The sequence below is a fragment of the Mesorhizobium sp. C395A genome, assembly GCF_030323205.1.
Lineage (GTDB): Bacteria > Pseudomonadota > Alphaproteobacteria > Rhizobiales > Rhizobiaceae > Mesorhizobium.
On sequence record NZ_CP100473.1, the window covers coordinates 3,957,526 to 3,978,762 of the forward strand.

Below are 21,237 nucleotides of genomic sequence, written 5' to 3' on the forward strand. Positions count from 1 at the left end.
CAACGGCAAGACACCAGCTATGGGTCGGCGCGGCAATTTCGGCCGGCCTTCACGACAAGCCATCCTGATGATCAGAACCTTTTTGCGTCACGCCGGTCCCCGTGCGGCCTTTTCGCTGCTTGCACTGCTGCCTGTCCGCGCCTGGGCCGATAGCTGTCCCGAGGATTGCAGCGAGCCCGCGCCGTCCATTAACATCTACAGCCACACCGCCGCCGGCCATCTCAGCCCGGCCACGCTGGGTGCACTGCCGCGCGTCTATGTGCCGAACCGCTCCTCCAACAGCGTCACGGTGATCGACACCATGACGCTCAAGGAAGTCGACAGGTTCCCGGTCGGCAGCAAACCGCAGCACGTCGTGCCGTCATGGGACCTGAAGACGCTGTGGGTCGCCAACAATGGCACCGGCAAGAACGGCAGCCTGACGCCGATCGACCCGATGACCGGCAAGCCCGGCCCGCAGATCGCCGTGGACGATCCCTACAATTTGTATTTCATGCCGGCCATCGTCGTCGACGAAGCCCTGGAGCGGCTCGATTTCCGCGATCCTCACACCATGGCGCTGAAGTCGGCCCTGCCGACGCCCACTTGTCCCGGCATCAACCACGCCGATTTCTCCGTCGACGGCGCCTACGCGATCTTCACCTGCGAATACGGCAATGGCGGGTTGGCCAAGATCGACCTGAAGAACCAGAAGGTGCTTGGCCATCTCGACTTCTCGAAAATGGGCATGCCGCAGGACATCCGCCTCTCGCCCGACGGCAAGGTTTTTTACGTCGCCGACATGATGAATGACGGCGTGTTCCTCGTCGATGGCGACAGTTTCAAGGAGATCGGCTTCATCCCGACCGGCATCGGCGCCCATGGCTTCGTCGTCAGCCGCGACGGCAAGCGGCTCTATGTCTCGAACCGGGGCTCGCACAAGATGGAGCAGGGCAAGGCAAAGGGACCGGGCAGCGTGAGCGTGATCGACTTCGCCAACCGCGCGGTCGTAGCACTTTGGCCGATCCCCGGCGGCGGCAGCCCCGACATGGGCAATGTCAGCGCCGACGGCAAACAACTATGGCTGTCCGGCCGCTTCGACAGTGCCGCCTACATGATCGACACGACATCGGGCGCCGTGACCAAGTTTCGGGTTGGCTCAGAGCCGCACGGCCTGACGGTGTGGCCGCAGCCGGGACGGTATTCCCAAGGCCATACGGGGAATATGCGCTAAGTCCGTGTTCGAGGCGCGGCTCGAACGCAAAAGGTCGCAAGGGCAACCGCCCATCGGCCGGGACCCGGAACGAGCAGGGGCTTTCCTTGGACACCGCGAAGCTGTAGCTCCACACACTGGTTTCGGATACCGCCAGAAGATGAACCTCCGCCGCATCGTCCTCACCGTCGCGCTTCTCAATCTTGCCTATTTCGGGATCGAGTTCGCTGTGGCGCTCGCCATTGGATCAGTGTCCCTGTTCGCCGACAGCATCGACTTTCTTGAAGATGCTTCCGTGAACCTCCTCATCCTGCTCGCACTTGGCTGGTCTGTGCGTTCCCGTGCGCGGGTGGGGATGGCATTGGCGCTCATCCTTCTCATGCCGGGTCTGGCAACGCTCTGGACGGCTTGGGAAAAGTTCAACGTGCCGGTGCCGCCGCAGCCCATCGCCTTGACCTTGGCGGGACTTGGCGCTCTCGCCGTCAACCTGTCCTGTGCCTACATGCTGGCCGCGCACCGGCATCGTGGCGGCAGCCTCTCAAAGGCGGCCTTCCTGTCGGCCCGCAACGACGCCTTGGCCAACATCGCCATTATTGCCGCAGGGTTGGTCACGGCCTTGCTCTGGCATTCCGCGTGGCCCGATTTGGCGGTGGGATTGGGGATCGCGGTCATGAACGCCGACGCGGCCCGCGAAGTGTGGGAAGCTGCCCGTGAAGAACACCGTGCGGCGGCCTGAGAGCACGTAGAGCTGGGCTACCGGCCGCCGCTGATTGGCGCTATCGCTGTCATTCGCAGCAGCCGCGGTTGGCTCTGTGTTCAAGGCACTGTTCGAACCCGGAGGGTTCGCAAGGGCGACCGCCCGTCGGCCGGTCAGGCCGCCCCATCGGAGCCCATGAGCGAAGCGAACTGGCGTGAGATCAAAAATGGTGCCCCTAGCCGGAATCGAACCAGCACTCCTTGCGGAACTCGATTTTGAGTCGAGCGCGTCTACCAATTCCGCCATAGGGGCTCAGGCCCAAAGGCCTGGATGGGCGCGGACTATACGGTTGGAGGCCTGTTCGTCAACTGGCCAAATGCGCCGCCGTGCCCTGCTTGCGGCAAAAGCCCGCCTTTCTGTTTCATGACGCTCCTGCCATTGTGCGGCGCGGAAAATCTTTCTAGACAGATGCGCATCAAAGCGCGTTGCGTCTGGGCAACCTGCATCCAGGAGAGCCGATGCTTCGCGGACTTTACGACTGGACCTTGTCGCTGGCGGCCCGCAAATCCGCCGAATGGTGGCTGGCCTTCATCGCCTTCGTCGAAAGCTCGGTGTTTTTCATACCTGCCGACGTCTTGTACCTGCCCATGGCGTTGGCGCGGCCCGAACGCGCCTATCGGTACGCGCTGACCGCCACCGTTGCGTCCGTGCTGGGCGGCATTGCCGGCTGGCTGATCGGCTACTATGCCTACGACACGATAGCACGGCCGATGCTGGAGCACTTTGGCGGCCTTGACGCGTTCGAGAGGTGGCAGTCGGCCGGCACCGGGCTGATGCTGGTGCTGCTCGTCACATCGGGTGCCGCCCACCTGCCGCCGATCAAGGTGGTCACCATTCTGGCAGGCGCCCTCCACGTCAATCTTGTCGTCTTCATCGTCTCCGCCATCCTGGCGCGTGGCGCTCGTTTCCTGCTTCTTGCCTGGCTGCTGCGCCGCTATGGCGAGGAGATCAAGGAATTCATCGAGAAGCGTTTGGGATTGATCGTCGGCGCCGGCGCCGCCGCCCTGATTTTGCTCTATATCGTCGTCAAATACGCCTTCTAACCGCCCAAGGCGGGCGGTGGGTCAGGACTATGCCGGCGGACGGCGAATTCAACGGACGAAACATGACAGCCACGATGACAGCCGATACCGGACGCCAGCGGACGCGCACCGCTTTGTTTCTCGCCGTCGCCATGGCCGCCACGGTCGGCTCCGCGCTCGCCTTCCAGCACATAGGCGGCTACATCCCCTGCCATCTCTGCCTGGAGCAGCGCACGCCCTATTATATCGGCGCCCCGCTGATGCTGCTGGCGGTGATCGCCTCGATGTTCAGCGCACCCGCATGGCTGACGCGCGGCCTGCTTGCCGTCGGCGGCCTGCTGATGCTCTACGGGCTCTATCTCGGCGTCTATCATTCGGGCGTCGAATGGGCCTGGTGGCAGGGCCCGGCCGATTGCACGGCCGGCGCCGGCCCGGTCGACACCGGCGGCAAGGGCGTGCTCGACGCGCTCGACAAATTCGTGCCGCCATCGTGCGACAAGGCAGCCCTTCGTATCCTCGGCCTGTCGCTGGCCGGGTGGAACGCCATAGCCAGCTTCATCCTCGCCGCCATCGCCTTCCGCGGCGCGCTGGCGCGCGACTAATCAAGTGCGAGGTCGCGCCATGCGGCCAGTCTCTAAATGTTGGCACCGCCCCTCATTGCCCTGCCGGGCATTTCTCCCCGTGTAGTGACGGGGAGAAAGACGCAGTCATCAATGGTTTCGCCAATCCCGAACGCTGAAAGAAGGGCGCCAGATTTGCAGCCAATTCCCTTCTCCCCGTCACAATACGGGGAGAAGGTGGCGCAGCCGGATGAGGGGCAGCACCTGACATCGGCGATTGCCCTGGCAAGGCCGATCGGGCCAATCCCTACGGCTCCAACTCCACATCCCAGTAGAGATAATCCATCCAGCTTTCATGCAGATGGTTGGGCGGGAACAGCCGGCCATTGTTGTGCAGGTCGTGCACGGTCGGCTGGTAGGGCTTCTGCAGCGGCCACATCTTGGCGTGCGCCGGCATCATGCCACCCTTCCTCAGATTGCAGGGTGAACAGGCGGCCACGACATTCTCCCACGTCGTCGCCCCGCCGCGATGGCGCGGGATGACGTGGTCGAAGGTCAGATCCTCGGGCGTGCCGCAATACTGGCACTGGAAGCGGTCGCGCAGGAACACGTTGAAGCGGGTGAATGCCGGGTGCCTCGACGGCTTCACATAGGCCTTCAGGCTGACGACGCTGGGCAGCTTCATCGAAAAGGTCGGCGAAGACACCGCATGCTCGTATTCGGCGACGATGTTGACCCGGTCGAGGAACACCGCCTTGATGGCGTCCTGCCAGGACCAGAGCGACAAGGGGTAATAGCTGAGCGGACGGTAATCCGCATTCAGCACCAGCGCAGGAAGCCCATCCGGAGATACGGCAACCGTCACTTGTTGACCTCCTCGTTCTAGAACCGATCGGCGCGGATACTGTAAGCCCGACATGACAGGGATGTGAAGCGGATTGTCATCAGCCAAAAGCGGCAAAAATGCAGGATTTTCATGCTTTTTTACGGTTTCAGGCCGGAGGTGCTGCGTCCCGGCCCCTGGTTTCGCGATAATAGGACCAGAAAAGCCGCGATGCGACACCTCGCCACGGGCTCCATGATTCGGCCAGGGCGATCAGCGTTTTCTCCGGCGGACGCGGCTCGATGCCGAGCGCGTGGCCAACCGCGCTCTGCAGCGCGACGTCGCGCGCGGGGAAAATATCGGGGTGGCCGGCGGCAAACAGGAGATAGACTTCCGCCGTCCACGGGCCGATGCCCGGCACCGCGATCATAGCCGCGATCGCCTCTTCGGCGTCGAGCGAACAGAGGTGATGCAGGTCGAGCCCCTCAACCACGGCCTGCGCAACCGCGATCAGACCGCGCTGCTTCGGCCGCGACAGCCCAGCCTCACGAAACATGTCCTCGCCGGCGGCAAGGATCGCCTGCGGCGTTAGCGGATCGACCAGTTTCACCAGCCGGCCGAAAATGGCATCGGCGCTCGCACGGGATACTTGTTGCGAAACGATAATGGAGGCCAGGCTTCGAAAGCCGGGCTCCGACAGCCGCAGCGGCACCTCGCCGGCCATGCCGCGCACCTTTTCCAGGCGCGGATCGATTGCGCAAAGCGCATCCAGCCCGCGCGCAATATCGTCCAGTGTCGCGATGCGTTGCATGTTTTCTTGTTCCTGAACCGACCTCACGGTAGCAATTGGCAAAACCGCTGCACAACCCGATTGCCGCTTGTGAGATGACGCTCCTGACATTCCGCTTCGCGCCGAGCCCGAATGGCGAACTGCATCTCGGCCATGCCTATTCGGCACTGCTCAACCAGCAACTGGCGCGTGCGGCCGGCGGCCGCCTGCTGCTGCGCATCGAGGACATCGACACGATCCGCTGCACGCCTGAATTCGAGGCTGGCATCTTTCGCGACCTCGAATGGTTAGGTCTCGAATGGGAACAGCCGGTGCGGCGCCAGGCCGAGCATTTCTCCGACTATCAGGCCGTGCTCGACCGGCTGGTCCGCGAAGACCTCGTCTACCCTGCCTTTATGAGCCGTGGCGAGATCAGGGCCTTCATCGCCGACAGTGAAAAACGCGGCCGCGACTGGCCGCGCGACCCGGACGGCGTGCCGCTTTATCCCGGCGCCGACAAGGCGCTGCCGATCAGCGAACGCAACCGCCGCATCGCCGAAAATGCGCCCTTCGCCTGGCGCCTCGACGTTAAGGCGGCGCTGGCGCGCGTCGGCACGGATTTGTCCTGGCGCGAATTCACCAACGAGACGCTTTCGGCGACGCAGCGCGTCGAGGCGCGTCCGCAGGACTGGGGCGACGTCATTCTGGCGCGCCGCGACATACCGACCAGCTATCACCTGGCCGTCGTCGTCGACGACGCCCTGCAAGGTGTGAGCCATGTCGTGCGTGGCCGCGACCTCTATTCCGCGACCGGCATCCAGCGCCTGCTGCAGGAATTGCTCGGCCTCGGCCAGCCGCAGTATTTCCACCACCGTCTCATACTCGGACCGGATGGGCGCAAACTGTCGAAGAGTTTTGCTGATACCGGCCTTGCCGCGCTGAGGCAGGCAGGCATGTCGCCGGACGATGTCAGGCGGCTGGTCGGGCTATGACTAAAGCCGGGCCAGCCCCGCCTTGAGCAGCGCCAACGCGCCGATAAACGCGAAGGCGCCGCCCAGTCCCCAGGCAACCGCGAGCTTCAGATCTCTCAGGACGATGCCATGTTCGTTCGCGGCCATGACCGCGGCGAAAAAGCCGAGCGTGAACAGCAGCGTGTTGCCGGTCGACCCAAAACCGTCCTCCTGCATGATGGCGTCGAGCGCTGAGCCGAAGAAGAAGCCGAACACGGCCACACTGGCCACCGTCATCAACAGCCAGCTTGTATCGAGATGCAACAGCATGCGCGCTCCCTGTCGAAGCCGAAACGCCATGTCGCCGGATCGATCGACAGAAGTCGATTGCCCTGACGCCGCCCTTTGAATTCGGCCACCTCCTACATCAGGATGAGCTTATGTACCAATTGTTTCACTTTGCTTGCCGGATTGAACCGCATTAGAGCAATTGCCGTATTTGTCTCTTCACCGAATCGGACCTCTCCACCGGAAACGGCTTCCCCGAAATGCACAGTCTCAAGCGGTTCATCCCCGCCTCGTTTGTCGTCCTGTGGGCGACAGGTTTCATAGGCGCGCGCTACGCCATGCCCTGGGCGGAGCCCTTCACCTTTCTGGCCGCCCGCTTTGTCATCGCCGCCTTGCTGCTCGCCGGCCTGATGCTCGTGCTTGGCTCGAAGCGAGCCACAAGGGTAGAAGCGCTTCACGCCACGGTCTCTGGCATCCTCATGCATGGCATCTATCTCGGCGCGGTGTTCTGGGCGATCCACAGGGGCATGCCCGCCGGGCTTTCGGCGCTGATCGTCGGCCTGCAACCGCTGATCACGGCCGTGCTTGCCGGCCGGTTCCTCGGCGAGGCCATCCTGCCGCGCCACTGGGCCGGCCTTGCCGTCGGCCTTGTGGGGGTGATCATCGTGCTGTGGCCGAAGCTCGGCGCTCTCGGCGGCGGCGTTACGCCCGAAACCCTGTCGGCGTCGCTGGTCTCGGTGCTGGGCATGAGCGCCGGGACCATCTGGCAGAAGCGCTATGCCTCGGGTGGCGACCTGGTGGCGGCGACGATGTGGCAATATATCGGCGGCGGCTCGCTGATGATCCTGGCTTCGCTGGCCCTTGAGACCCACACGGTGATCATCAACGGCGAACTGATCTTCGCCATGGCCTGGCTGGTCCTGGTGCTGTCGATCGGCGCCATCTTCTTGCTGATGGTGATGATCCGCGACGGCGAGATGTCGAAGGTCGCGTCGCTGTTCTACCTGGTGCCGGTCGTCACCGCTGTCATCGCCTGGGCGCTGTTCGGCGAACGGCTCAGCCTCGTGCAGATCGTCGGCATGGCAATCGCGACGCTCGGCGTCGGGCTGGCCACGGCTCGGCCAGCCAAAACCTAGCTGCCGACACGTGCGCGCGCTTCGAGAAAGCGGCTGATCGCGGCGTTGAGTTCGCCGCCGAGGATGAAGATTGCCGACAGCATATAGAGGAAAACCACGGCGATCATGATCGAGGCAAGCCCCGCATAGGTCGTCACATAGGACGAGAAGTGATCGAGATAGGTCGCGAACATGGTCGAGCCGACAAGCCACGCAGCCAGAGTGAAGATGATGCCAGGCACCAGCGAGACAAAGCGGCGCTTGCCCGCCGGCAGCCAGTAGTGGACGGCAAACAAGCCACCAATGATGACGGTTGAGGCGATGACGTAGCGCCACAGCGTGATCGTGCCCGTATAGGGTTTGATCCACTCGAAATGAGCTTCCGCCAGCCGCGCCAGCAGAGGCGCAAAGACCAGGAGCACGCTGATCGCCAGGAAACCGGCCGTCGCGATCAGCACGAAGAAAATGCTCTGCACCCGGCGGTAGATGATGCCGCGCGTTTCGGCGACGCGGTAGGCGCGGTTGAGCGAGGTGCGCAGCGCCTCGATGCCGTTGGAGGCGAAATAGGCCGCCAGAAGCACGCCGTAGGTCAAAAGATCGGTGCGCCGCACGGTCAGCACGTTGAGCACCTCGCGCGCGATAGGCTTGGCGATCTGTTCGGGCCAGGTGTCGAAGACCAGGTGCACGGCAGTATCGGCGAACGCCTGCGCACCGAGGAAGCTCGCCAGCGTGGTGGCGAAGATCAGGAACGGGAACAGCGCCATGAGCGAAGTGATCGCCAGATGGCTGGCCATGGCCCAGCCGTCATCGGTGTTGAAATGGCCAAGCGCGTCATAGAGCACGCGGCGCAGCACGACGACATTCCGCATCAAGAGCCGCGTTCCCTTCGATTGTCTCGACGCCGCGAATATGGGAAGGGATTGTGGCAAATGGCAACCCTTGCTCAAACCACGATGCCGCCTGCCAAAGAGTTGCGCACCATCATCGTCACCGGCGCCTCGTCCGGGATAGGCGCCCACTGCGCCCGTGCACTGAAGGCGGATGGCTGGCGCGTGTTTGCAACGGCGCGCAAGCCGGATGACATAGCCGCACTTGAAGCCGACGGCATCGAGGCCTTTTATCTCGACTACCGTGAGCCGGATTCCATCGCAGCACTTGCGGCATCGGTGCTGGAGCGGACAGGCGGACGCCTCGACGCCCTGTTCAACAACGGCGCCCATGCACAGCCCGGCGCCGTGGAAGACCTGCCGGTTGCGGCATTGCGCGAGCAGTTCGAGGCCAATTTCTTCGGCTGGCACGACCTCACCCGACGCATCGTACCGGTAATGCGTCGCCAGGGACATGGCCGCCTCGTTCATTGTTCCTCGATCCTTGGGCTAGCGCCGGTGCCTTTTCGCGGCGCCTACTCAGCCTCCAAGCACGCGCTCGAAGGCCTGATGCTGTGCATGCAGCAGGAACTCAGGGGCAGCGGCATCCATGTCTCGCTGATCGAACCGGGGCCGGTGACCTCGAAAATCGCCAGCAACGGGCTGTTCTGGTTCCTGAAGAACATCGACCACGAGAATTCCGTCCACCACCTCGCCTATGCCACGCAGCTGGCGCGGCTTCGGGCCGGCGGCAGCTCATCGCGGCTGAAAAAGGGGCCGGAGGTGGTCTATGCGGCCTTGCGCCATGCACTTCTGTCGCGGCGCCCGCGCCCGCACTATGTGGTAACAGTGCCGGCCAGGATTGGCGTGATGCTCAAGCGCATCCTGCCGGCATCGATGCTCTACCGCGTTCTGGCCAGACGCGCCTGACCGCAACAGAACTGGGAACAGATCATGGCAACCGTCATCAAAGTCCTCCTCGTCCTCGTCATGGTCGCCGTGGTGATCGTGCTTGTCCGCGGCCTCATCAACATGATGCGCGGCGGCTCCGGTGTGAGCTCGAACAAGCTGATGCAGGCGCGTGTGCTGTTGCAGGCGCTGGCGTTGGCACTGATCCTGCTGGTGGTGTACTTCACCCGCAAGTGACGGCCGTTCGGGAGGCGACGTGGTCAAGCTCAACAAGATCTACACCCGCACCGGCGATGACGGCACCACTGGCCTCGGCACCGGTGAACGCAGGCTGAAATCCGACCTGCGCGTCGATGCGTACGGCACCGTCGATGAAGCCAATGCCTGCATCGGCATCGCCCGCCTGCACACAGCGGCAAGTTATCCCGCCATCGACGCCATGCTGTCCCGCATCCAGAACGATTTGTTCGACCTCGGCGCCGATCTCGCCGTGCCCGACGACGGCAAGCCGCTTGGCTACGAGCCGCTGCGCATCATCGCCTCGCAGACCGACCGCGTCGAAAAGGATATCGACCATCTCAACAAGGATCTGCAGCCGCTCAAATCCTTCGTGCTCAATGGCGGCACGCCGGCGGCGGCAGCACTTCATCTTGCCCGCACCGTGGCGCGACGGGCCGAGCGGATCATGGTGGCGCTGGCGCAGGACCCGGCCGAACATGTCAATCGCGAGGGGCTGAAATACATAAACCGCGTCTCGGACTTTCTGTTCGTCGCCGCTCGTGCGGTCAATGACAACGGAAATGCCGACGTGTTATGGGTGCCCGGCAAGAACCGCTGAATTTTCGAAGGCGGGAAAGGGCTTGGGGCATGTTCATCCCGCTTTACGACTCCAACAGGTTGCGCCACATCCGGCTGCAATATGTGACGATCGGCCTGATCGCGGCCAACGTGTTGGTCTTTCTCATCACCACGATCGGCGGCGAAAATTTCAACAACGCAGCCGTGCTCGGCTTCGGCTTCATTCCTTCGGTTGTCCACGACACGGCAGAACTCTCGCCCCAATTCGTCGTCATTCCGGAGAGCCTGAGTTACCTCACCTATGCCTTCCTGCATGCCGATATCTTTCATCTCGGCGGCAATATGCTGTTCCTGTGGGTGTTCGGCGATAATGTCGAGGACGCACTCGGCCACATCCGCTACCTCATCTTCTACCTGCTTTGCGCCATCGCCGGCGCCTTCTTCCAGGGGCTCGTCGCCTGGAGTTCAGAGGTGCCGCTGATCGGCGCCTCCGGCGCCATTGCCGGCGTCGTCGCCGCCTATCTGGTCCTCTACCCCCGGGTGAAAGTGTGGGTGCTGGTCTTTGCCCGCATTCCGCTGCGTATCCCGGCCTTCATCCCGCTGATCCTGTGGATCGGCTTCCAAGTGGTGATGTTTGCCGCCGGCGGCGAAAACCAGATATCCTGGGCCTGCCATATTGGCGGCATCATTGCCGGTGGCGTGCTGGTGCTCATCATGCGCAGCCGCGGCGTGCCGCTGCTCGCCGGTGACGACGGCGAGCCGGAACCCGCCGATCAGCCAGCCGCTTCTACTGGCCCGGCGCCAGCCGGTCCCGCTCCCGTGCAACCTGAGACGCGTTGGGGCCGGGGTGGCGCTTCCGGTCACAAGTGAACCGATTTGGGTGGTTTGGCCGCTGCCGTGGCATATTGACGTGTTGCGTCGCCACAACTACGGAGAGCGCCACCGCTAGGCGGCAGAAGACCAGAATTCGTCCGGCCAGGATTCCGTTTGGCCGCAATTCAGTCAGGAATGTCGGCTTTCGACAACTCTGCGGAGGCGCACGCTGCTATAGCGCGCCCGGATATCTCAGGAGAGGTGACAGACAATGAAGATCCTTGTGCCCGTGAAGCGGGTTGTGGATGCGAACGTCAAGGTTCGCGTCAAGGCCGATGGTTCGGCGGTGGAACTCGCCAACGTCAAGATGGCGATGAACCCGTTCGACGAGATCGCGGTGGAAGAGGCGCTCCGGCTGAAGGAAGCCGGCAAGGCCGAAGAGATCATCGTCGTTTCGGTCGGCCCGCAGCAGGCGCAGGAAACGCTCCGCACCGCGCTCGCCATGGGCGCCGACCGCGCCATCCTGGTCAAGACCGACGAGCAGACCGAGCCGCTCGGCGTCGCCAAGGTGCTGAAGGGCGTCGTTGACGCCGAACAGCCCGGTCTCGTGATCCTCGGCAAGCAGGCGATCGATGATGACTCGAACCAGACCGGCCAGATGCTGGCCGCCCTGCTCGGCTGGGCACAGGGCACTTTCGCCTCCAAGGTCGTGATCGACGGCGACAAGGCCAAGGTGACGCGCGAAGTCGACGGCGGCCTGCAGACGGTGGAACTGAAGATGCCGGCGATCATCACCGCCGATCTTCGCCTCAACCAGCCGCGCTATGCCTCGCTGCCCAACATCATGAAGGCCAAGAAGAAGCCGCTCGACGAAAAGAGCCCGGCCGATTACGGCGCCGACGTCAAGCCGCGCCTGAAGGTGCTCAAGACCGAGGAGCCCAGCGGCCGCAAGGCGGGCGTGAAGGTCAACAGCGTCGCCGAACTGGTCGACAAGCTGAAGAACGAAGCCGGCGTGCTCTGAGACTGGAAGGAACAGATAAATGACCATTCTCCTCATCGCAGAACACGACAACGCCAGCCTTTCTGACCAGACCGCCAAGGCGCTCTCGGCGGCGCTGCAGATCGGTTCGGACGTGCATGTTCTGGTTGCCGGCAAAGGCGCCAAAGGCGCTGCCGACGCCGCCGCCAAGCTCAAGGGCGTGAGCAAGGTGCTGCTGGCCGAGGCCGACGAACTGGCCGAGCGCCTCGCCGAACCGCTCGCCGCACTCGTTGTCTCACTGGCCGGCGCCTACGACACCATAATCGCGCCGGCGACCTCGTCGGGCAAGAACGTCGCGCCGCGCGTCGCGGCCCTGCTCGATGTCGCGCAGGTGTCGGAAATCATCGAAGTGATTTCGCCCGATACCTTCAAGCGTCCGATCTATGCCGGCAACGCCATCCAGACGGTGCAGTCGAGCGACGCCAAGAAGGTGATCACCGTGCGGACCGCTTCCTTCCAGGGCGCGCCCGAAGGCGGTTCGGCCGCGGTCGAGACGATCCAGGCAGCGTCCAATCCGGGCCTGTCCACCTTCGTCGAGAACAGGCTGTCGGAGACGGACCGTCCGGAGCTGACCTCGGCCAAGATCATCATTTCGGGCGGTCGCGCGCTCGGTTCCTCGGAAAAGTTCCAGGAGGTCATTCTGCCGGTCGCCGACAAGCTCGGTGCAGCCGTCGGCGCCTCGCGCGCTGCCGTCGACGCCGGCTACGCCCCGAACGACTGGCAGGTCGGCCAGACGGGCAAGGTCGTGGCGCCTGACCTCTATATTGCCGTCGGCATTTCCGGCGCCATCCAGCACCTTGCCGGCATGAAGGATTCGAAGGTCATCGTCGCCATCAACAAGGACGAAGAGGCGCCGATCTTCCAGGTTGCCGATTACGGCCTGGTCGGCGACCTGTTCGTCATCCTGCCGGAACTGCAAAAGGCGCTTTGACGCTTTCTGCCAAAGCGTATTAAATTGTGAAAGGGTGGGGTAGACGAAGCTGCCCCACCCTTTTAGTTTGCACTGCACAAAAAGCAGGCCGCAAAGGCCTTTTCGACGGGATCGCTGCAAATGGCCAAGATCGAGACGATCGGCATCATCGGCGCCGGCCAGATGGGCGGCGGCATCGCGCATGTATCAGCACTTTCGGGTTTCAAGGTGCTGATCTACGACGTCTCGCCCGACCGTATCGAGAAGGGCATTGCCACGGTCAGCGGCAACATGGCCCGCCAGGTCGGCTCCGGCAAGCTTGAGGAAAAGCTGCGTAACGAAGCGATGGCGCGCATTTCCGCAGCCCCCACCATGGCTGATCTCGCCGGTGCCGATCTGGTGATCGAGGCGGCGACCGAGGACGAGACGGTCAAGCGCAAGATTTACGCGCAGCTCTGTCCCCAGCTCAACCCGGAAGCCATTCTGGCGACCAACACCTCGTCGATTTCGATCACCCGGCTTGCCGCGCAGACCGACCGTCCCGAGCGTTTCATCGGCATACATTTCATGAACCCCGTGCCGCTGATGAAGCTGGTCGAACTGGTGCGCGGCATCGCTACCGAGGATCAGACCTTCGAGGCGGCCAAGGCCTATGTGAAACAGCTCGACAAGACCATCACCGTCTCTGAAGATTTTCCGGCCTTCATCGTCAACCGCATTCTGTTGCCGATGATCAACGAGGCGATCTACACGCTCTATGAGGGGGTCGGCTCGGTCGATGCCATCGACACCGCCATGCGGCTCGGCGCCAACCATCCGATGGGACCGCTGCAGCTCGCCGATTTCATCGGCCTCGACACCTGCCTGTCGATTATGCAGGTGCTGCATGACGGCCTGTCGGATTCGAAATATCGCCCCTGCCCGCTGCTGGTGAAATATGTCGAGGCCGGCTGGCTCGGCCGCAAGACCGGGCGCGGCTTCTACGATTATCGCGGCGAGCATCCGGTTCCGACGCGCTAACCACCAGAACGAAAGTTCCGTGCTCCCTCAGGACGCCGCTGCAAGCGGCGGCCCTGCTTGGCCTCTTGACCCGGTATCGTCAGGCGCCACGGAAACACAGCCGCGGCCGGCGCCCTTGGCCGCATAGCAGGCAGCATCGGCCCGGGCGATGATCTCGTCGACTTCACCGCTGTTGCTGTGGATTGGCGCCAGCCCGATGCTGGCATCGATCGCATGCGGCCGGCCGTCCCAGCTGAACTGCAGGCCGCGGATGGCGTCGATGACCGAGCGTGCGGCAATCCTGGCGCCGGCGCTCGACCCGGCTTTCAGGATGACCGCGAATTCGTCGCCGCCGAGGCGGGCCACGATATCCTCCGGCCCAAGCGCACCGCGAATGGCCTCGGCAACCCGCTTCAGCAAGGCGTCGCCGGCGGCGTGCCCGCCAGTGTCGTTGACCAGCTTGAAATGGTCTAGATCGATGAACATGAAATGATGTTCGCCCGCCGGCCTGGCTGTGCCGGCCTTGCGGCTCCGGTCGACCAGTTCCTCCATGGTGCGGATAAAGCTCGAACGGTTGGCAAGGCCAGTCAGCGCATCATGCGCGGCGGCATAGGCGAGCTGGCGCTGCAAGGCGCGCGCATCGGTGAAGTCCTGGAAGACAATGACAAGACCGCAGAACTCCTGGCGGTCGTTCATGATCGGCGACACCACCTGGCGGATGCTGCAGCGTGTGTCGTCGCGACGGATGAGGACGGCGCGACTGTTCTGGTCGACAGGGCTGGCGCTGCCGAGCGCCGGCCGCGTCATGCCGATCCTTTGCCCGGTTTCTTCGTCCACCGCCCAGTAGACATGGCCAAGCGTCTTGCCGAGCGCCTCCGCGCCAACAACGCCGGTGAGCTTTTCGGCGACCGGGTTCATGAAGGTGATGCGGTTGGCGGCATCGGTGCAGATGACGGCGTCGCCGATCGACTGCAGCGTCACCCTCAGCCGCTCCTTCTCGTCGGCCAGCATTGCCGCCGATACGATGAGGCTTTCCTCGGTTTGCTTGCGCTGGGTGATGTCGGTCAGGCTGCCGATGGCCCTGACCAGCCGTCCGTCCTTGTCGCGTTCGAGCGTCTTGCCGCGGTCGAGGATCCAGACCCAGTGGCCATCCTTGTGGCGCATCCGGAACTCGGCTTCGAAGAACGGTGTCCTGCCCTCCAGATGGGCACGATCGGCTTCGGCGACGTTTTCGCGATCGTCGGGGTGGATCATCGCCAGCCAGCGGTCGGGGTCGCCGTCCAGTTCGCCATCGGCATAGCCCAGCATCTTCACCCAGGTGGCGGAGTAGGTGGTGCCGCCCTTCCGCATATCAAGATCCCAGACGCCTTGTCCGGCGCTGGCCAGGGCAAAATTCCAGCGCGTTTCGGCTTCGGCTATGCGCGCCTCGGATTGCTTGCGCGCATCGATATCCTCGATCTGGGAGACCAGGTAGAGCGGGCTCCCGCTCTTCTCGTCGCGAATGACGGAACCGGCAAGATGGGCCCATACCGGCGTGCCGTCCTTCCTGAGGTAGCGCTTTTCGAAGTGGAAGGCGTTGACGGTGCCCGCCCGCATGCCGTCCATCGTCTCACGGCCGATCTGCACATCGTCGGGATGGGTGATCTGGAAGAAGGTCAGCGCCTCGATCTCCTGCTTGCTATAGCCGAGCATGGCGGCGAAGGCCGGGTTGGTTTCATGGATGCGGCCGTCGAGGCCGACAATGGCGATGCCGATCGCCGAATCCTCCATGGCGCGGCGGAAACGCTGCTCGCTTTCGGCGATCTGCCGGCGGTCGTCCAGTATCCGGTAAATGAACAGGGCGGCGAGAATCAGCGCAACGGCGGCGACCGGCACCGATATCTGCAGGCAGAGTTTCAGCACTTCGGCGCTGACATCGAGCCGCGACAGCAGGAGCGCGACCACGGCAGCGCAAAGCCCTCCGGCCGCAAGCACCAAAGCCACGTGACTGTCAGCCCGCAGGCTTTTTCGCTCTCGTCGCATCACTGTGCATGCCACCCCATGCGCAACACATTTCTGCAAAAAACACTGGATGATCGATTTTAAGGAAAGGTTGCGCCGGAGCCACCGGCAACACGGTGAACCCGCAAACAATTCCCGGCATGATTAAGGATCGGTGATTATTGGGCGATCTTGGACGGCCCGGTCACCAGCGCACGAAGAACCGTCCCCCGAGCGCGCCCAGACCGGCGAGGACGGCGATGGCGAGCGTGTACCAGGTGGCGACGAAAAGCGGCGAATCGTCGAAGCAGTGCGCGGCGTAGAAGGTCGCCGCCAGGCCGCCGGCGAGCAGTCCCGCGACCGCCCCGGCCAACACCGGCCGCGTCGGCGCGCCATAGCGCAGCATCCACAGGAAGACGGCAAGCGGGCCGATGCCGATCAGCGGGATGAAGCCCATGCAGATCATCATGTTGGAGCCGACCATGCGCGTGCTCCACATCGGCTCCGGCACCATGAACAGTTCGAGAGCCACCGCCACGGCCACCAGCAGCGGCGCCGCCAGCATCCAGGCCGCGGCTCTCGCAGTCGAAGCGCCCGGCGTCGACAACGCACGGACCAGGCCAAAGGCGGTGACGGCGAGCACGATGGTGAACACGAACTTCGCCAGGAACCGCATCGTGTGCATGGCGGTCATGATGTCGGGACGCGGGCCGATGGTGAGAAAGAAGACCAGAGCTGCGATCACCGCCGCGGCTGCCGCCGCCATCCACCAGGCCGAGCGCAGCGGCATCGCCCTGTTGCTTGTGTCGGCGTCGAGTGCCTTGATGAGATCCTCGGTCCTCATGTCACTGCCGCCCGAAGCGCCCCTGCCCAAATCGCTTAGCGATCGCCGCAAGCCCGCGATGCAGCGACACCCGCACTGCCGCCTCGCTGACGCCGAGCCTGGCCGCCGTCTCGCCGATGGAGCGGCCGTCGACCGAGATCGAAGAAACGACGGAACGCTGCGCAGGCGGCAGTCCTTCCAGCGCCCGGTTGATGTCGCGTTCGCTGACGGTCTCGGCTTCCGGCTCGGCAAAGGTCTCGGCGATCTCGTCGATCTCGATTTCGATGCGCCGTCCGCGCCGCCGGAAGGCATCGATCAGCTTGAACCGGGCGATCGCATAAATCCACGGCAACACCGGCGCGTCCTGGCGCCAGGTATGCCGTTTCACATGAATGGCCAGCAAGGTTTCCTGCACGACATCCTCGGGATCGACCCCGCCCTGTACGATCTTGCGCCTCGCAAAGCCGCGAACCAGCGCGGCGATCCGGTGCAAAAAGTCGGCGTAGGCCCTTTCATCTCCCGCGATCGCGGCCCGCATCAGCCGGGAAAGCTCGGCCTCATCCTTGCCGCTCACAAGAGTTCACTCCCCGATCTTCGCGCCTCGGCACCGATTTGTTACGTGTCCGGCGAAATGATGTCCAAGCCAAAGTGCCGCAAAATCACGAAAGTTTGCGGGAGCGGCGACCGATTGAAGCAGCCAAGCAATGTTGACTACTGCTGTCAGGTATCGGTAGGTGCAGCCTGCGAAACCAGAACCACCGAGATTGAGGATGACGCCATGAGATACACGCTCTCCACCCTAGCGGGGGCCACAGCGCTGGCCGTGAGCATGATCGCCGGGCCGGCGATGGCCGCGGATGCCGGCATCATCGTCTACAACGCCCAGCATGAGAGCCTGGCCAAGGAATGGGTCGAAGGTTTCACAAAGGAAACCGGCATCAAGGTCACGCTGCGCAATGGCGGCGACAGCGATTTCTCCAACCAGATCGTCGCCGAGGGCGCTTCTTCGCCGGCCGACGTGTTCCTGACCGAGAACTCACCGGCCATGACTCTGGTCGAAGCGGCGGGCCTTTTCGCGCCGGTCGACGCCGACACGCTGGCGCAAGTCCCGGCCGAATTCCAGCCGAGCAGCGGCAAATGGGTGGATGTCGCGGCGCGCAGCACCGTCTTTGCCTACAATAAGACCAAGCTCACGGCCGAAAAGCTGCCCAAATCGATGCTCGATCTCGCCGATCCCGCCTGGAAAGGCCGCTGGGCAGCCTCGCCTTCCGGCGCCGATTTTCAGGCCATCGTCAGCGCGCTGCTCGAGCTCAAGGGCGAAGCCGCAACCGCCGACTGGCTGAAGGCCATGAAGGAGAATTTCACCGCCTACAAGGGCAACGGCACGGTGATGAAGGCGGTCAATGCCGGCGAGATCGAAGGCGGAATCATCTACCACTATTACTATTTCGGCGATCAGGCAAAGACCGGCGAAAACAGCAAGAACGTCGAACTGCATTATTTCAAGAACCAGGATCCCGGCGCTTTCGTCTCCATCTCCGGCGGCGGCGTGCTCGCCTCGAGCAAACACCCGAAGGAAGCCCAGGCGTTCCTCAAATGGGTGACCGGCAAAGGCGGCCAGGACGTGCTGAAGACCGGCACGTCCTTCGAATACGCTATCGGCAAGGACGCGCGGTCCAATCCCAAGCTGGTGCCGCTGGCCGACCTGCAGGCGCCGAAGGTCGATCCGGCGACACTGAACTCCAAAAAGGTGACCGACCTGATGACGGCAGCCGGCTTGCTTTAGTCCGCGTTCGTCCTAAAAGGGCAACGTTTGCGCTCCTGCGAGGCTTTCCGCAGGAGCGCTCTGTTTTCGGGATGGCTTCGTCCATGACGACATATTGCGTTTCCGGCCGCCCCTGCGGCGCCCCCGCTCCGGCAGCAGTGGCGCGGTCGAGCTGATGCAATCTGCGGTCGATCTCGCACGTTCAGGCCAGACAGTCAGGCGGTCCCGCCGGCAGCCCATGTCCTGGATCGCGCTTGCCGCCATAATCGTCTCGCTGCTGTCGCTGCTGCCGCTCGCGTTCATCATCTGGATCGGTGTGCAGATCGGCTGGGACACTGCTTCGGCCCTGGTCTTCCGGCCGCGCGTCGGCGAACTCCTGGTCAACACCGTGCTTCTGGTGGCGCTCACCGTGCCGATCGCCACCGTGCTGTCGGTGACGCTGGCATGGCTGACCGAGCGCAGCGACCTGCCAGGCGCCCGCCTTTGGGCCTGGCTGTCGGTAGCGCCGCTTGCCATCCCCGCCTTCGTGCACTCCTATGCCTGGATTACCCTGGTGCCGGGACTGCATGGCCTATGGGCCGGCTTGCTGGTGTCGGTCCTTGCCTATTTCCCATTCCTCTATTTGCCACTAGCGGCCGCATTGCGCCGGCTGGATCCCGCCCTGGAAGATGCGGCCGCAGCGCTTGGCCTCGGACCATGGCGCGTGTTTTGGCGCGTCGTGCTGCCGCAGCTCAGGCTCGCCATTTGCGGCGGTGCGCTGCTGGTTGGACTTCATCTGCTTGCCGAATATGGCCTCTATGTCTTCATCCGCTTCGACACTTTCACCACCGCGATCGTCGACCAGTTCCAGTCGACCTTCAACGGCCCCGCCGCCAACATGCTGGCCGGCGTCCTGGTGACATGCTGCTTCGTGCTGCTCGCTCTGGAGGTGCTGGTGCGCGGCGAAGAGCGCTATGCCCGCGTCGGCTCAGGCGCGGCGCGCCACCGGCAGCGCTCGAGGCTCGGGCGCGCCACGCTGGCTTGCCTGGCTCTGCCTGCCGTCACCACGCTGCTCGCCATCGGCGTGCCCTTCGTCACCATCGGCCGCTGGCTGGTCGCCGGCGGCGCCGATGTCTGGCGTTTGGACGAGATCGGCCTGGCGCTGGGCCAGACGCTGTTCCTGGCGCTGGCCGGCGCCCTGCTTGCAACCATCGCCGCCATGCCGATGGCCTGGATCTCGATCCGCGCGCCGGGGCCGCTGCAGCGGCTGCTCGAAGGCTGCAACTACATTGTCGGTTCGCTGCCCGGCGTGGTCATCGCGCTGGCTTTGGTCACCATTACCGTGCGCATCGCCATGCCGTTCTACCAGACGCTGTTCACAATCCTGGTCGCCTATGCCCTGATGTTCCTGCCGCGCGCCTTGATCAGCCTCAGGGCCTCGATCGCACAGGCGCCGGTCGAGCTCGAACGTGCCGCCGCCAGCCTTGGCCGGCCTCCGCTGAAAGCGCTGTGGTCGACAACGATCCGCCTGTCGGCGCCGGGCGCGGCGGCTGGCATGGCGCTGGTCGCGCTCGGCATCATGAACGAGCTGACCGCCACCCAGATGCTGGCGCCCAACGGCACGCGCACGCTGGCCATGGCGTTCTGGTCCTATAGCGGCGAGATCGACTATGCGTCGGCCGCCCCTTACGCCTTCATCATGGTGGCGATGTCGCTGCCGCTGACCTGGCTGCTCTATGTCCAGTCGAAACGGATGGCCGGGCGATGAGCTTTCTCGAAATCAGCGGCCTTACCAAGCAGTATGGTCCGGTGGCCGCCCTTGCCGGGGTCGACCTCAGCGCCGCCAGCGGCAGTCGCACCGCCATCGTCGGCCCGTCCGGCTGCGGCAAGACCACCTTGCTGCGGCTGATCGCCGGCTTCGAGGCGCCGGACCAGGGCCGCGTCGTGCTCGACGGCGAAGTGCTGGCCAATGGCGGCCATGCGGTGCCCGCGTATCGCCGCGGCATCGGCCTGGTGGCGCAGGACGGCGCCCTGTTCCCGCATCTCAGCATCGCCGACAATATCGGCTTCGGCATGGCCCGCGGCGAGGACCAGCGCGCCGAGCGCATCGCCGAGCTCGCCTATACCGTTGGGCTCGACAAGGCGATCCTCAAACGCCGTCCGCATCAGCTTTCCGGCGGCCAGCAGCAGCGTGTGGCGCTGGCGCGCGCCATGGCGATGAAGCCCAGGCTGATGTTGCTCGACGAGCCGTTCTCGGCGCTCGACACGGGGCTGCGCGCCTCGATGCGCAAGGCCGTGGCCGAACTGCTCGAAGCGGCCGGCATCACCACCATCCTGGTCACCCACGACCAGGCCGAGGCGCTGTCCTTCGCCAGCCAGGTCGCGGTGATGCGCGACGGAAAGTTCTCGCAGGTCGGCACGCCGCGTGAGCTCTATATGCAGCCGAAGGACCGCATGGTCGCCGAGTTTCTTGGCGACGCCATCATCTTGCCGGCAAAGATTTCAGGCGGCTTCGCCACCTCCTCGCTCGGCCGCATCGCCGTCGACTCGAAGGAGCGGCGCGACATCGCCCGCATCATGCTGCGACCGGAGCAGGTGCAGGTAAAGCGCACGTCGCGCGAAGGCATGTCGGGTCCTGCGGGCACGATCTTCGCCGAGGTGACGGACTCGGAATTCGCCGGCTCGATGTGCACCATTGCGGTGCGGTTGTTGAACAACCCCGATCCGCCCGACGCCGCGGCGATCGGCAGCACGCCGCTGATCCTGCGCAAACCGGGTATCGACGCGCCTTCCGTCGGCGAGATCGTGCGCCTGACCGTCTCCGGCAAGGCGCATGTCTTCGCCTGAACTGCCGATGCGTCGGATTGGCGCGAGCGGCTG

23 protein-coding genes and 1 tRNA gene are annotated in these 21,237 nt (G+C 64.0%); 16 read left to right on the top strand and 8 right to left on the bottom strand.

Annotated elements, in window-relative coordinates; all coding sequences use genetic code 11:
• The first annotated feature begins 67 nt into the window (after positions 1-67).
• Both NLY37_RS19295 and NLY37_RS19300 read left to right on the top strand, forming a co-directional pair.
• Complete coding sequence (locus NLY37_RS19295; protein ID WP_023742870.1) at positions 68-1,213, top strand: YncE family protein; 1,146 nt, start codon at positions 68-70, stop codon at positions 1,211-1,213.
• Positions 1,214-1,352: 139 nt separating this feature from the next.
• Positions 1,353-1,928, top strand: a complete 576-nt coding sequence (locus tag NLY37_RS19300) for a cation efflux transmembrane domain-containing protein (RefSeq protein ID WP_023742871.1) — start codon at positions 1,353-1,355, stop codon at positions 1,926-1,928.
• A 188-nt stretch (positions 1,929-2,116) separates the two neighbouring features.
• Here the strand turns inward: NLY37_RS19300 and NLY37_RS19305 are convergent.
• Positions 2,117-2,201 (bottom strand) — tRNA-Leu (locus NLY37_RS19305).
• A gap of 206 nt (positions 2,202-2,407) precedes the next feature.
• On the opposite strand from NLY37_RS19305, the gene NLY37_RS19310 reads away from it, so the two are divergent.
• The gene (locus NLY37_RS19310; protein ID WP_023685316.1) at positions 2,408-2,992 is read left to right on the top strand and encodes a YqaA family protein; all 585 of its coding nucleotides are present in this window, start codon (positions 2,408-2,410) and stop codon (positions 2,990-2,992) included.
• 62 nt (positions 2,993-3,054) lie between these two features.
• A complete protein-coding gene (locus NLY37_RS19315) occupies positions 3,055-3,573 on the top strand; it encodes a disulfide bond formation protein B (protein ID WP_023714966.1) in 519 nt (172 codons plus the stop codon).
• Positions 3,574-3,838: 265 nt separating this feature from the next.
• On the opposite strand, the gene NLY37_RS19320 is transcribed toward NLY37_RS19315, so the two are convergent.
• Both NLY37_RS19320 and NLY37_RS19325 read right to left on the bottom strand, forming a co-directional pair.
• Positions 3,839-4,396, bottom strand: coding sequence for an HNH endonuclease (locus NLY37_RS19320; protein WP_008874122.1), 558 nt, complete (start codon positions 4,394-4,396; stop codon positions 3,839-3,841).
• Between the two features lie 127 nt (positions 4,397-4,523).
• Positions 4,524-5,165, bottom strand: coding sequence for a DNA-3-methyladenine glycosylase family protein (locus tag NLY37_RS19325; protein ID WP_023685318.1), 642 nt, complete (start codon positions 5,163-5,165; stop codon positions 4,524-4,526).
• Between the two features lie 74 nt (positions 5,166-5,239).
• Here NLY37_RS19325 and gluQRS point away from each other — a divergent pair, with 74 nt between their 5' ends.
• The gene (gene gluQRS, locus NLY37_RS19330; protein ID WP_023685319.1) at positions 5,240-6,115 is read left to right on the top strand and encodes a tRNA glutamyl-Q(34) synthetase GluQRS; all 876 of its coding nucleotides are present in this window, start codon (positions 5,240-5,242) and stop codon (positions 6,113-6,115) included.
• Here gluQRS and NLY37_RS19335 read toward each other — a convergent pair whose 3' ends face one another.
• Positions 6,116-6,403 carry a hypothetical protein gene (locus tag NLY37_RS19335; RefSeq protein WP_023671677.1) on the bottom strand — a complete coding sequence of 96 codons (288 nt, stop codon included), beginning with the start codon at positions 6,401-6,403 and terminating at the stop codon, positions 6,116-6,118.
• 218 nt (positions 6,404-6,621) lie between these two features.
• Between NLY37_RS19335 and NLY37_RS19340 the strand changes: the two genes are divergently transcribed.
• The gene (locus NLY37_RS19340) at positions 6,622-7,497 is read left to right on the top strand and encodes a DMT family transporter (RefSeq protein ID WP_031193215.1); all 876 of its coding nucleotides are present in this window, start codon (positions 6,622-6,624) and stop codon (positions 7,495-7,497) included.
• Here the strand turns inward: NLY37_RS19340 and NLY37_RS19345 are convergent.
• Positions 7,494-8,345, bottom strand: a complete 852-nt coding sequence (locus tag NLY37_RS19345; RefSeq protein WP_031246482.1) for a YihY/virulence factor BrkB family protein — start codon at positions 8,343-8,345, stop codon at positions 7,494-7,496. The two genes, NLY37_RS19340 and NLY37_RS19345, sit on opposite strands and share 4 nt — an antisense overlap.
• Before the next feature lie 60 nt (positions 8,346-8,405).
• Here NLY37_RS19345 and NLY37_RS19350 point away from each other — a divergent pair, with 60 nt between their 5' ends.
• From NLY37_RS19350 to NLY37_RS19380, 7 genes are all read left to right on the top strand, one after another.
• Positions 8,406-9,272 (top strand): SDR family oxidoreductase, encoded by an 867-nt coding sequence (locus NLY37_RS19350; protein WP_084559024.1) that lies wholly within the window; start codon positions 8,406-8,408, stop codon positions 9,270-9,272.
• 24 nt (positions 9,273-9,296) lie between these two features.
• Positions 9,297-9,488, top strand: coding sequence for a twin transmembrane helix small protein (locus NLY37_RS19355; protein ID WP_023671673.1), 192 nt, complete (start codon positions 9,297-9,299; stop codon positions 9,486-9,488).
• A gap of 19 nt (positions 9,489-9,507) precedes the next feature.
• The gene (locus NLY37_RS19360; protein WP_023742873.1) at positions 9,508-10,089 is read left to right on the top strand and encodes a cob(I)yrinic acid a,c-diamide adenosyltransferase; all 582 of its coding nucleotides are present in this window, start codon (positions 9,508-9,510) and stop codon (positions 10,087-10,089) included.
• Positions 10,090-10,118: 29 nt separating this feature from the next.
• Positions 10,119-10,919: a rhomboid family intramembrane serine protease gene (locus tag NLY37_RS19365; RefSeq protein ID WP_023742874.1), complete on the top strand. Its 801-nt coding sequence runs from the start codon at positions 10,119-10,121 to the stop codon at positions 10,917-10,919.
• A gap of 214 nt (positions 10,920-11,133) precedes the next feature.
• A complete protein-coding gene (locus NLY37_RS19370) occupies positions 11,134-11,883 on the top strand; it encodes an electron transfer flavoprotein subunit beta/FixA family protein (protein ID WP_023685322.1) in 750 nt (249 codons plus the stop codon).
• Between the two features lie 19 nt (positions 11,884-11,902).
• Positions 11,903-12,832, top strand: a complete 930-nt coding sequence (locus NLY37_RS19375; protein WP_023742875.1) for an electron transfer flavoprotein subunit alpha/FixB family protein — start codon at positions 11,903-11,905, stop codon at positions 12,830-12,832.
• A gap of 120 nt (positions 12,833-12,952) precedes the next feature.
• Complete coding sequence (locus NLY37_RS19380) at positions 12,953-13,831, top strand: 3-hydroxybutyryl-CoA dehydrogenase (RefSeq protein ID WP_023671668.1); 879 nt, start codon at positions 12,953-12,955, stop codon at positions 13,829-13,831.
• Between the two features lie 27 nt (positions 13,832-13,858).
• Here NLY37_RS19380 and NLY37_RS19385 read toward each other — a convergent pair whose 3' ends face one another.
• The 3 genes from NLY37_RS19385 to NLY37_RS19395 all read right to left on the bottom strand — a co-directional run bounded on the left by NLY37_RS19385 (position 13,859) and on the right by NLY37_RS19395 (position 17,187).
• Entirely contained in the window at positions 13,859-15,793 is a 1,935-nt protein-coding gene (locus NLY37_RS19385; RefSeq protein WP_050588462.1) for a PAS domain S-box protein, read from the bottom strand.
• A 202-nt stretch (positions 15,794-15,995) separates the two neighbouring features.
• A complete protein-coding gene (locus NLY37_RS19390; RefSeq protein ID WP_286440129.1) occupies positions 15,996-16,634 on the bottom strand; it encodes an NrsF family protein in 639 nt (212 codons plus the stop codon).
• A gap of 1 nt (position 16,635) precedes the next feature.
• Positions 16,636-17,187, bottom strand: coding sequence for a sigma-70 family RNA polymerase sigma factor (locus tag NLY37_RS19395; RefSeq protein ID WP_023742878.1), 552 nt, complete (start codon positions 17,185-17,187; stop codon positions 16,636-16,638).
• A gap of 204 nt (positions 17,188-17,391) precedes the next feature.
• Between NLY37_RS19395 and NLY37_RS19400 the strand changes: the two genes are divergently transcribed.
• The 3 genes from NLY37_RS19400 to NLY37_RS19410 all read left to right on the top strand — a co-directional run bounded on the left by NLY37_RS19400 (position 17,392) and on the right by NLY37_RS19410 (position 21,204).
• Positions 17,392-18,399 carry an iron ABC transporter substrate-binding protein gene (locus NLY37_RS19400; RefSeq protein ID WP_286440130.1) on the top strand — a complete coding sequence of 336 codons (1,008 nt, stop codon included), beginning with the start codon at positions 17,392-17,394 and terminating at the stop codon, positions 18,397-18,399.
• 154 nt (positions 18,400-18,553) lie between these two features.
• Entirely contained in the window at positions 18,554-20,125 is a 1,572-nt protein-coding gene (locus NLY37_RS19405; RefSeq protein ID WP_023742880.1) for an ABC transporter permease, read from the top strand.
• Positions 20,122-21,204, top strand: a complete 1,083-nt coding sequence (locus NLY37_RS19410) for an ABC transporter ATP-binding protein (protein ID WP_023742881.1) — start codon at positions 20,122-20,124, stop codon at positions 21,202-21,204. The genes NLY37_RS19405 and NLY37_RS19410 overlap by 4 nt, the downstream gene beginning before the upstream one ends.
• Positions 21,205-21,237 lie beyond the last annotated feature (33 nt).